The organism is Bacteroides caecigallinarum (assembly GCF_016902295.1).
GTDB classification, from domain to species: Bacteria; Bacteroidota; Bacteroidia; order Bacteroidales; family Bacteroidaceae; genus Phocaeicola; species Phocaeicola caecigallinarum_A.
The window spans coordinates 65,613-78,061 of the sequence record NZ_JACJLQ010000003.1 but is presented as its reverse complement, the minus strand read 5'-3'; the positions used below and the strand labels follow the sequence as shown (position 1 = coordinate 78,061).

Below are 12,449 nucleotides of genomic sequence, written 5' to 3'. Positions count from 1 at the left end.
GAACATTAAATTCTAATATAATGATAAGCAGATTAAAAAAGCATTTGTCAGGAATATCTGTTGCTGTGGTATTATTATGCGTTTCTCCGTTCTTGTTGAGTGCGCATTGCATTGGCAGCGATAAAGAAAAAGAGAAAGTGGACAACAACAGATATTCTTGTGTTGAAGTTCCTGAATATGTAGTGTTTTGCGGTGATACAATAGATTTAACCAGATATGACCGACATGAACGCATGGATAGGGAACTTATGGCTTTTTCGTATATGCATAGTACATCAATTCAGACCATTAAAAGAGCTAACAGATATTTCCCTATTATTGTACCTATACTTAAGGAAAAAGGCATCCCGGAAGATTTCAAGTATCTTATGGCTATAGAAAGTGCTTGTAACCCATTGGCACGTTCCGGAGCCGGTGCTGCTGGTTTGTGGCAATTTATGCCTACTACGGGAAAAGAATATGGCTTGGAAGTTGATTCTCATATTGATGAAAGATATAATGTAGTAAAAGCTACTTATGCGGCATGTAAATATTTAAAAAACGCTTATGAAAAATTTGGTGATTGGGTAAGCGTAGCTGCATCATATAATGCAGGTCAAAGAAGAATTTCACAGCAGCAGGAGAGGCAATACACGGATGAGACGTTAGACCTTTATCTTGTGGAGGAAACCGCAAGATATATATATAGAATATTTGCTGTCAAACTGTTATTTGACGACCCTTCTGAGTTTGGTTTTTATCTAAGGTCTTCAGACTTATATCCTCAAATTCATTATAGAACTGTTAAGATATCAGAGACAATAACAGATTTGGCACGTTTTGCTAAAAGCCAGGGAACAACGTATGCTCTACTGAAAAATCTTAACCCTTGGCTTAGAGATACTTCACTTCCATGTAGGAATGGAAAGGAATATGAGATAATGATTCCTGAAAAAGATAAAATGAATTACAAGCGGGAATTCACTATGCCTTATAGTAGGAACTGGGTTGTTGACAAGTAATAGATATTGATAAGGAAACTTCATATCATAAATTTAAATTATATAATTCATGAAAAACTTGTTATTGTTAAGCACAATGTGCGCATGTGCGTTATCAGTTTCTGCACAATCATTTAAAGAGTGGCAGGACCCGAATGTTAATGCAATCAATCGTGCCCCAATGCATACCAGTTTCTTCGCTTACGAAGATGTTGAGACTGCTGATAGAGGGATTAAAGAAGAGTCTGATAACTATATGACTCTAAATGGGAAGTGGAAATTCCTGTGGGTTGAGAGTGCTGATAAAAGACCGAAGGATTTTTTCCGTTTGGGATATGATGATAACGGGTGGGATGATTTCCGTGTTCCTGCCGTTTGGGAACTTAACGGATACGGTGATCCTATTTATGTCAATATAGGATATGCTTGGCGGAACCAGTACAAGAATAATCCTCCTTATGTTCCAGTGGAGAAAAATCATGTGGGTTCCTATCGTAAGGAAATAGTAGTTCCTGCCAATTGGAAAGGAAAAGATATCATTGCTCATTTCGGCTCTGTTACTTCAAATATGTACTTATGGGTAAATGGTAAGTTTGTGGGTTACAGCGAGGACAGTAAGCTGGAAGCTGAATTCGATATAACCAAATATCTTGTTCCAGGTAAGAAAAACCTTATAGCATTCCAAGTATTCAGATGGTGCGACGGGTCGTATCTTGAAGATCAGGATTTCTTCCGTTATAGCGGTGTAGCTCGCGATAGCTACTTATACACTCGCAATCGCAACCGTATAGACGATATACGTGTCATTCCTTCGCTTGATGATGAGTATGTGAATGGAACACTTGGTGTGGAATTGAGCCTGAAAGGAAATAATAAAGTAAGTCTGGAACTTATTGACGCAGATAATAACGTTATCCAAACTAAAGAAGTTAAAGGTTCTGGTACTGTAAAGACTGAGTTCAATGTAGAGAAGCCAAATAAATGGACTGCTGAAACTCCTTATCTTTATACTCTACGTGCAAGTGTGATTAATGGTAGTAATAAGACAGAAGTTGTTCCGCTTAAAGTAGGATTCAGAAAAATTGAAATAAAGAATGCTCAAGTGCTTGTAAACGGACAGCCTGTATTGTTCAAAGGTGCCAACAGACATGAGATGGATCCTGATGGTGGTTATGTTGTTTCACGCGAGCGTATGATACAGGATATCCAGATAATGAAGGAATTCAATATTAATGCAGTAAGAACATGTCATTATCCAGATGATCCGTACTGGTATGAACTGTGTGATAAATATGGTATATATATGGTAGCCGAGGCAAATGTTGAATCACACGGTATGGGTTATCGCGAGAGTACGCTGGCAAAAGTGGATTCGTATGCCAAAGCTCACATGGAAAGAAATATGCGTAATATACAGCGTAATTTCAATCATCCAAGTATAATATTCTGGTCTTTGGGTAACGAAGCCGGATACGGTCCTAACTTTGAGGCGGCATATCATTGGGCGAAGAAAGAAGACCCAAGTCGTCCGGTACAGTATGAACGCGCAGATTATTCAGGATTGACTGATATCTTCTGCCCAATGTATTATGGATATGATGCTTGCGAAAAATATTCTTTGGATGAAAGTAAGACTAAACCTCTTATACAGTGTGAATATGCTCATGCTATGGGTAATTCAGAAGGAGGTTTCAAGGAATATTGGGATTTGATACGTAAGTATCCGAAATATCAGGGTGGCTTTATTTGGGACTTTGTAGATCAGTCATGTCGCTGGACAGGTAAGAACGGAGAAATGATATATGCTTATGGAGGTGATTTCAACCGTTTCGATGCCAGTGACAATAATTTCTGCGACAATGGATTGATAAGTCCTGATCGAGTTCCTAATCCGCACATGTATGAAGTAGGCTATTTCTATCAGAACATTTGGACCACTCCTGGTGACTTGAGTAAGGGGGAAGTAAAGATCTTTAATGAGAATTTCTTCCGCGACCTTGCTGCTTACCGTATGGAATGGGAAGTAGTTTATAATGGTAAACCTGTGCGTAACGGAGTTGTTGAAAATATTAATGTAGCTCCACGCCAGACTGTATCACAGAAATTGGATTTAGGTAATATTGGCGAGGATGGTGAATGGTTACTCAATGTCAGATATGTACAGAAGTATAGTGAAAGTCTTGTTCCTGCAGGTCATGTAGTTGCTAAAAACCAGATTGTTTTGAAGGAATATAAAACTTCGGAACTTAAGTTCGCAAATGTAGTAGAGAAGAATATTCCTGTTGTAGTTCCTGTAGCTAATGATGCAAATTCAAATTGTCTTGAGATTATTGGCGAAACATTCAATATTCAGTTCAATAAGTATAATGGCTTTATGGACAGCTATTGTGTAAACGGAACTCAAATGATTGACGAAGGCGCACAGCTCACTCCAAACTTCTGGCGTGCTCCGACAGACAATGATTATGGAGCAGGTCTTCAGAAAAAATATGCTGTATGGAAGAATCCTGAGATTAAACTCGTTTCAATGAAACACGAAACAGCAGATGATATGATTGTTGTTTCTGCAGAATATGATATCGTAAGTGTCTCAGCTAAGTTGTATCTCACATACACAATTAATAATGAGGGTGCTGTAAAAGTAACTCAGAAGATGATTGCTGATAAATCGGCTAAGGTATCTGATATGTTCCGTTTCGGTATGCAGATGCCAATGCCTGTTTCATTTGAAAACATTCTGTATTATGGTCGTGGCCCTGTTGAGAATTATATTGATAGAAAATACACTACAGATTTGGGAATTTATAATCAGACTGTGACTGAACAGTTCTATCCTTATATCCGCCCTCAGGAAAATGGAAACAAGACTGATATCCGTTGGTGGAAATTATCAAATGCTGAAGGTAAAGGTTTGATGTTTGTTGCATCAGAGCCTTTCTCTGCATCTGCTTTGCATTACACTATTGAGTCTTTAGATGATGGCAGTGATAAACGTCAGAGTCATTCCAATGAGGTCTCTCCTGCAAATCTTACAAACTTCCTTATCGATAAGGTTCAACAAGGTTTGGCATGTGTTGATAGCTGGGGTGCAATACCTCTTCCTGAATATAGGATACCTTATGGAGATTATGAATTTACATTCATTATGACCCCAATACAAGATGTTATAACTATTAAATAATGATAATGAAAGGCTGTCTCGGTAATGAGATGGCCTTTCTTGTAGTATTTTCTAAAATATACCATGAGCTTATTTTTTATATATTGAAAAAACGTAAGAAGTTTTGAAATGAGCAAGTAATAAACTATATTTGAAGTCGATTTATATATTAATAAAATAAAAGTTAGACAAATCATTGTATCATTAATCATTGATGTACCATGTTAATCACGTTAAAATAGTAAACTTTAATATTAAAAATAGAGTTTAGAATTAAAACAATATTTCTTGTCCCATTACTTTTTTAGTTTAAACATTGTATTTATAGTTTTTATTTAATTCATTCACACATGTATAAATTTGATTATTTAATAGTAGGTAGTGGCCTGTTCGGCGCTACTTTTGCTTATAAGGCAAAACAGGCTAATAAGAAATGTTTGGTTATAGACAAGCGTGATCATATTGGTGGTAATATATATTGTGAGAATAGGCATGGTATAAATGTTCATAAATATGGTGCTCATATCTTCCATACATCAAATAAAAAAGTATGGGATTTTGTAAATGGCATAGTTGAATTCAATAGATATACAAACTCTCCGATAGCCAATTATAAAGGGCAGTTATTCAATTTACCTTTTAATATGAATACATTCTATCAGATGTGGGGAGTTACAACACCTGCCGAAGCTATAGATAAGATTAACACCCAACGAAAGGAAATGTTGGATAAAATATCATTATCCGAAACAAAGGAACCCGCCAATCTTGAGGAACAGGCAATATCTCTGATAGGTGTTGATCTTTACGAGAAACTCATTAAAGGCTATACTGAAAAACAATGGGGAAGGAAATGTACCGAGCTGCCGTCTTTTATCATCAAGAGACTTCCTGTGAGATTTGTTTACGACAATAATTATTTTAGTGATAAATACCAGGGAATTCCAATAGGAGGATACAATAAACTGATAGAAGGATTATTGAAGGATGTTGAAGTCATTACAAATACAGATTTCTTTGAAAACAGAGAATATTGGGAACAGATAGCAGAGAAGATAGTCTTTACAGGAAAAATTGATGAATTCTATAACTATCAGTTTGGAAAACTTGAATATAGAACAGTGTATTTTGAGGAAGAAGAGTTGGACTGCTCGAATTACCAGGGAAATGCCGTCGTAAATTATACAGACAAGGATATTCCATATACCAGAGTGATTGAGCATAAACATTTTGAGATGTTTGGAGAAGATGTTGACAGATGTAAGAAAACAATTATTTCTAAGGAATACTCTATTGAATGGAATGAAAATCTGGAACCGTATTATCCCATTAATGATTTCAAAAACAATGAGTTACATCAGAAATATAAATCATTGTCAGACAAGGAATCAAGAGTTATTTTTGGCGGTAGGTTGGCGGAATATAAATATTATGATATGGCTCCAATCATAGAAAAGGTTCTTAATATGGATATTGACTAATAGAATAAAATATTAATCATCAAGGCAGTAAATATAAATATTCTGCATTTAGATTATATTAAGTATTTTGTAGTAATTTAATATCGGTAAAATATATGAAGTTATTATCATTAGTTGTCCCAACCTATAATATGGAGAAATATATAGCAAGATGTCTGGATACAGTGACAGATGCTATGGTTCCATCTACTCTTGAAGTTATTGTCGTTAATGACGGAAGTAAGGATAAATCGCTTGAGATTATTCGTGAATACGAGAAAAAGCGTCCGGACATAATAACGGTTATTGATAAAGCTAATGGTCATTATGGGTCGTGTATTAATGCTGCACTTGCTATTGCTAAGGGTAAATATTTAAGAATGCTTGATGCGGATGACTGGTTTGACACAGGGGCTCTGATAGAACTTTTAAAGAGATTGGAAACTTGTGATACAGATTTGTTTATTACATTGAGAACTGAATATAGGGTAAAGAAAAATGGTAGTATAGAAGTAAAGCAATTCCCTTTCAGCACTGTAGAATATAATAAAGTATATCAGATGCAGGATTTCGAGATTGAGTCTCATGTAACTGGCAGAGAGTTTAATATGCATAGTATGGCATATAAGACTGAGGTCCTGCGCAAGGTCGGCCTGAAACATATAGAAGGTATTTGTTATACTGATATTCAATACTGTTTCCTCCCGATAGACAGAATAAAGGACTTCATCGTTTTTGATTTGTATTTATATTATTATTTTATTGGACGTGATGATCAGTCAACGAGTGCAGTTTCGTTATTAAGAAATTACAATCATGTAATTAAAGTTATCAGTTTTGTGCTTGACTACATGGACAAATCGTATAGTAACAATAGTAAAATAACAGTTTCGAATCAAAGATATTTTCTGTCTGAAATCTATAATATGTTCATAAATAGTCTTAGATGGCATAAGCAGCTGACTAAAGATGAATATGCTGTTGTTGAAGATATTATAAAAAGAGCTGAGAAGTATAAGACGGAAAGCAAGATTATGAATAAGTTCTATTTTAAACTATATAAGAGAGTTAAGAGCAAAAAAGTTCTGAATATGATTATCGGTTCTTATCAGAAGGTTCATTTCCAGAAGAGAAAACGTTTCAAAATATAGAACTTATATCAGCTCTCTGTCCTTTTAGAATTGGTGTATTTGTGCATTTGATATGATTGAAAAATAATGCAGTTGTGTAACTATATATAAGCTATAAAATTTTTATTATGTATTATTTGCTCTATTCTATTATTAGAATCTTATCTCACATTCCATTCCGTGTGATGTATTTTATATCTGACTGTTTGTTTTATTTAGTATATTATGTGTTCAGATATAGGAGACGTATTGTACGCAAGAACCTGACAGAATCATTTACCTCAAAAAGTGAGAAAGAAATAATAAAGATAGAAAAGCAGTTTTACCATTTCTTTGTTGATATGATTCTTGAGAGTGTCAAACTTGCTTCAGCATCAAAGGATGAAATAAAGCGACGCATGAGTTTCAAGAATATTGAAGAAGTGAACGAAACATTGAAACAAGGTAAATCTATCAGTCTATATCTTGGTCATTATGCTAATTGGGAATGGTGTTCATCCATACCTTTACATCTGGAAAGTGATGTAACGAGTGCTCAAATATATCATAAATTGAGTAATCAGAATATGGATAGGTTGATGCTTTACATTCGTGAGAGAATGGGAGCTGTGTGTGTGGATATGCGCAAGACGGCACGTTATGCCACTGAACTTGTTGCCAATCGTAAAGTCTGTATAATAGGTTTTATAGCCGATCAGTCTCCCAAGAAAGTTGAATCACATCATTTCTTGCATTTTCTTAATCACAACACCCCTGTATTGACAGGTACAGAGAAGATTACAAAACATTATGGATTTGAGGCTTTTTTCCTTAATGTGAAAAGAGTAAAAAGAGGATATTATGAGGCAGAGTTTATAAAGCTTCACGATAATCCTCAATCATTGCCTGATTATGAATTGACTTCTCTTTATTATAGAATGTTGGAAAAATGTATTAATACTCATCCTGAATTGTATTTGTGGTCTCATAATCGTTTCAGAAATGCGGAAATACTGAATAAATAAGAAAGTTACAGGACAGAATAATCATTAAAAAACTTATTATGGATATTGATTTTGTAATCACGTGGGTTAATATGGATGACCCTGAATGGCAAGCTGAATTTGCAAAGTATTCTGGTAAGAAAGAAAATACTAAAAATGGAGTCTCTAAGGCTCGCTTTCGCGATTACGGTTTTTTGAAATATTGGTTCAGGGGGGTAGAAAAGTTTGCTCCATGGGTACGTAAGATACATTTTGTTACAAGTGGGCAAAAACCTGAATGGCTTGATGAAAATAATCCTAAGATTAATTTAGTAAACCATAAGGACTACATTCCTGAAGAGTTCTTGCCTACGTATAATTCTGTAGTTATAGAAAGATACATACACAAAATTCCGGGACTTGCCGACCATTTTGTGTATTTCAATGATGATTTCTATATTATAAACAGAATAGATAAGGAGCGTTTCTTTAAGAACGGTTTACCATGTGATATTGCTGCTTTCCTTTACAATCCGTCCTGGTCACAATGGTATAAAAGGATAAAGAATAACCTTAGAATAATAAATAAGCATTTTGATAAGAAAGAAGTTATTGCCCGCGATTATGATAAGTGGTTTAACAAAAGTTATGGTTCTAAGGCTCGTTGGAATTATATTTTAAAGCCATATAGTAAGTTTATAACTTTACGCACACCTCATAATGCACAGCCATATCTTAAGAGTACATTTGAGGAAGTATGGTCCGTGGCAGGTAAGGAACTTACTGAAACTTCTGTTAACAAGTTCCGCGCATTAAACGATTATACTCCTGAGTTATTTCGTACATGGCAAATATGTAAGGGTAATTTTGAGCCTTATAATACTTACAAGGATACTAAAATGTTCCCATTGATGATTAAGCCTAAACAGGCAATAAAGGCAATATATAATCAGTCTTATAAACTAATATGCCTGAATGATAACGTTCATATTCGTAATTATGAACAGGTTATGGAGAATATTAATAGTGCTTTTGAAAGCATATTGCCTGAAAAGTCAAGTTTCGAATTATAATCTGCTTATCCCCAATAAAATTAAAACCACTAATCCTCGATTTAGGTTAGTGGTTTTAATTTTAAATCAAATACCTTTTTTGAGTAGTGAGGCAACTTCTGATATTGCCGTTTTACAATACCATCCTTCTGAAAGTCGTTTGCTTATTCGCTGCACGTTGTCACACATCTTTTTATATTCATCTTTTGTCAGATGCTTGTATATATTGTTTATATCGCGTAACGAATCTACACATATACCTATCTCATTGGTCTTTATAAATTCAGCCATTGCGGCTTTACTCCATATTATAAGAGGTAATCCACAACGTATATATAATGATATTTTATGGGGTGTATTTATTTTAAGATATTCTCCCCAGTTACCATCGCAGCTATTGATGTCTCCACCATCCCATACCAGCCCAAAATCTCCTTCTGCTGAGTTTATTAATTTGTCTGGTAGCATAAATCCTTTTACGTCGAACTTATCCGGACGAGCGGCTGTTGATTCGTCAAATCCTTTCCCATAGACATTAAGAATGAAATTCTCTATATGATTGCCAAACTCATATAAGAAACTGTTTTTTATACGTGCAAGCTGTCCTGCATAAGCAATCTTATGTGATGGCCATGAATCTTCTCTGTTTTTACATTCAGCATCAGATAGAAAATCAAACACTTTTAGAGTTACTATGATTTGTTTTTTGTTATATCCCTTAAATCCATTGTCGCAGAGCCATTTTTTCATCGTCGGATTATGGCATATAATTGCGTCGGAAAGATTCATTAGGCTTATTTCTTTTTTTACTGAATTTCGCTTATTTCTGAAACATTCCAGGTCGTGTATTATTGTAACAACATTAGCCTTGCGTAAGTGAGCCAAGAAACATAGTATTCGATAGTATTTTACAGGATATTGCAGAATAAGTATATCGTCTTTCTTTATGTAAGTCGGCATTCTTGCGACTATGAAAAATGTCTGTATAAAATGTAATATACGGTTTTTGCTTATCGTTTTTTCCTTGCCTGCTGGCATGAACCCTGAAAGATTCATGGTTTGTTCAATATCCATCCTGGCTTTACTGCCGGCATCATTTATACGTTTGAATTTGTAATCTTTGGGTAAATAGTATATCATGTACAGATTTTATTTTAATTGGTATCTCGGTAATATATAATTAATTCTAATAGATACAGAGATGGTTATTGATGTTCTGTTCCGTAATTGATTTTTTCTCTGATATTAGGAAACTCTTTTAGAATTGCGGCTAATGCTGCTGCGTTTCTATCAACTCCGGACTTAAAATTTGTGGTTTTCAACGATAAACTACGTGGCTTATTAAGGCTTTTGGGCTTGTTGTAACCGAAAGGTACAGGTATTACTTTTCTATTGTTTGCAACAGCTGCTGCCCAGAACCATATATCATCCGTTGTAGGGGCTATTTTTGTAAATAAGTTAATGTCAAGCATTTCAGCCTTTAATGAATGTGGAGGGTATAGTACTCCACCTACTCCGGTTTGTATATTCCTAAAATCGGAGTGAATTCTTTTCATGACAAAGTTATACCATCTATACTTTTTCCATTTACGATATGGCTTGCCAGGTTTCATAAGTTTAGCTCTATGGGCAAGCACGGAGTCAGGATATTGCGTGTGTAGATTTAACAACTCCCGCAACATATTCTTGTGGTATGCCACATCATCATCAACAGTAACAATCACTGAATCAGGAAAGTCAATTAATGCGGGGATTAATTTGCGGTATGAGCGAATGTCTATGTCGTAATTTCGTATCTCGAATATAGGGTTGTTATGTGATAGATTCAATAAATCTTCTGGTATTCCGCTTTTATCAAATTGAGAATAAGTAAGGTAAAGTATTACTTTATCAGGAAGTACCGTACCATTTAAAATTGATTCAACAGCTTTTATGGCGTATGGAATTGCTGCTGGGAACGAAGTCATAGATACTATAACTTGTTGTTTTGACGTGTTAGTATTCATATTTCAGAATTTACTATTGGGCTTTTCATTTAAGTATATGGCAAAGATATGTATGTTTTGAGGAATATATAATATAACCTTATGTTTTTTATAACATATCTTTTACGGTATTCTTACCAGAATATATTTGCCGTCTAAAATTTCAACTTGTTCTTTATTGTCAATAAACGGCTTTATATTATCCTCATTCTTGTATTTGCTGTCCAGTATCAACAGACTGTTATTGACATTCTTCAGTGAGTCTGCCTCCTGTAATGAATATACGTCCAGTCTGTCCGGGAAATATACATCCATGTTCTGCGCTCTCCATACTCCTAATGTTGTGACTCTTGATACATCCCATTCCTTTTCTTTCTCCTGAGCTTTACGGCATAGTTCGCCATATCCTATTTGAGAATTGAATTCGGGCATCGTAAATCCTGCAATGAAAGCTGTTATTAGGAAGCCTGAACAGAAAGTAACTATTGTCATTCTGATGTTTTTGTTTTTCCATGCCATTATCATTGATACGGCTCCTGTCGCTGTAAGTAATATGGAGCATATCATAATAAGTGGTGAAGAAATCTCAGGCATAATTCTTATGGCTACAATATATGCCGGCAGTGCAAACAAGATCAGAAATCCGGGAAGACAGGAAGCTATGGCCTGCCATTTGTTCCATGCCAATTTCTCCATACACATCAGGCTCAGATAAGTCATGAATGGGAATATAGGTACAAGGTATATTGCCAGCTTGCTTCCAAAGCATGAAAGCATTATAAAGGTTGAAAATATCTCTATGATGAACAGTTTTTGCAAGTCGCTTTTAAATATTCTGTTCTTGATACCCCATATAATGTTGCCAACGTAGAGCAGTGTCCAGGGAGCTACACCGTAGCTGAGGTATATTAAATAAAAGTAGAATGGATGTTTGTGTACAGAGACTTTTACAGAACGGTTTACTGTCTGTCCTACTGTAAGATTGTAAAGGTATTCTCCGCCTGCTTCCACCCATACCATGCCAAACCATAATGCTATACCGCCGAGCACTATAGTCCATACCTTCCAGTTCCAGTAACGGAAGAATGTCTTTGTCTCGCGCTTTGTTATAAGGAACACTAATGAAGTTACCAGCGGTATCAATATACCCATGAATGCCTTTGAGTAAAATCCAAGTAGAATATATATGCCGAAAAATATCTGATGGCGTTTGAAATTTCCTTCATTTGTGTACATCCTGTAGAATTCACGCAGGGCAAGTATTATGAACCATACCATGAGCATGTCCATACGCAAAACCATGGCTGTTCCGACAAAATATCCGGTTGTTATCAACAATAGTGGAGCAATACTTCTGTATTTTGAGTCAAGTTCGTTTCTGCACCATTTATCCATTGTAAATATACAGCCTAATGCCGGAATAATAGAATACATCATTAATAACCATATATGATATTCTCCCGTAAGCATCTTGCTTATCATTATCAGCCAGAAGTAGAAAGGAGGTTTGTCGCTATACGGTTCGCCGTTGTTGGTCAGCATGAACCAGTGTCCGTTTCTGATTGCCTCGTCGGCAATGCTTATATATCTTAGCTCGTTGGCTGGTGTAAAATCGCGTAATGCGCTGATTGGTATAAGGCAAATAAAGATAAATACCAGCCATTTGAGAAAGCTGATGCTGTCTATTCTGTCCAGAACGTTCTTGGTATTGTACATCTTA

The 12,449-nt window shown here is 35.4% G+C and carries 9 protein-coding genes; 6 read left to right on the top strand and 3 right to left on the bottom strand.

Translation table 11 applies throughout. The annotated features are described in order from the left end of the window. The first annotated feature begins 20 nt into the window (after positions 1–20). The 6 genes from H6A27_RS01785 (at position 21) to H6A27_RS01760 (ending at position 8,765) form a co-directional block, all read left to right on the top strand. Positions 21–1,001, top strand: coding sequence for a lytic transglycosylase domain-containing protein (locus H6A27_RS01785; protein WP_204507464.1), 981 nt, complete (start codon positions 21–23; stop codon positions 999–1,001). Positions 1,002–1,050: 49 nt separating this feature from the next. Then, positions 1,051–4,161: a beta-galactosidase, LacZ type gene (gene lacZ, locus H6A27_RS01780; protein WP_204507463.1), complete on the top strand. Its 3,111-nt coding sequence runs from the start codon at positions 1,051–1,053 to the stop codon at positions 4,159–4,161. Between the two features lie 329 nt (positions 4,162–4,490). Next, a complete protein-coding gene (glf, locus tag H6A27_RS01775) occupies positions 4,491–5,621 on the top strand; it encodes a UDP-galactopyranose mutase (protein WP_204507462.1) in 1,131 nt (376 codons plus the stop codon). A 95-nt stretch (positions 5,622–5,716) separates the two neighbouring features. After that, positions 5,717–6,751 (top strand): glycosyltransferase family 2 protein, encoded by a 1,035-nt coding sequence (locus H6A27_RS01770; protein ID WP_239469528.1) that lies wholly within the window; start codon positions 5,717–5,719, stop codon positions 6,749–6,751. A gap of 107 nt (positions 6,752–6,858) precedes the next feature. Next, the gene (locus tag H6A27_RS01765; RefSeq protein ID WP_239469527.1) at positions 6,859–7,734 is read left to right on the top strand and encodes a lysophospholipid acyltransferase family protein; all 876 of its coding nucleotides are present in this window, start codon (positions 6,859–6,861) and stop codon (positions 7,732–7,734) included. A 38-nt stretch (positions 7,735–7,772) separates the two neighbouring features. Continuing rightward, positions 7,773–8,765, top strand: a complete 993-nt coding sequence (locus H6A27_RS01760; protein ID WP_204404345.1) for a Stealth CR1 domain-containing protein — start codon at positions 7,773–7,775, stop codon at positions 8,763–8,765. A gap of 66 nt (positions 8,766–8,831) precedes the next feature. Here the strand turns inward: H6A27_RS01760 and H6A27_RS01755 are convergent, their stop codons facing one another. The 3 genes from H6A27_RS01755 to H6A27_RS01745 all read right to left on the bottom strand — a co-directional run bounded on the left by H6A27_RS01755 (position 8,832) and on the right by H6A27_RS01745 (position 12,445). Then, positions 8,832–9,884, bottom strand: a complete 1,053-nt coding sequence (locus H6A27_RS01755; protein WP_204404347.1) for a glycosyltransferase — start codon at positions 9,882–9,884, stop codon at positions 8,832–8,834. A gap of 65 nt (positions 9,885–9,949) precedes the next feature. Continuing rightward, positions 9,950–10,750 (bottom strand): glycosyltransferase, encoded by an 801-nt coding sequence (locus H6A27_RS01750; protein WP_204404349.1) that lies wholly within the window; start codon positions 10,748–10,750, stop codon positions 9,950–9,952. A gap of 102 nt (positions 10,751–10,852) precedes the next feature. Next, complete coding sequence (locus H6A27_RS01745; RefSeq protein ID WP_204507461.1) at positions 10,853–12,445, bottom strand: ArnT family glycosyltransferase; 1,593 nt, start codon at positions 12,443–12,445, stop codon at positions 10,853–10,855. Positions 12,446–12,449: the final 4 nt, after the last annotated feature.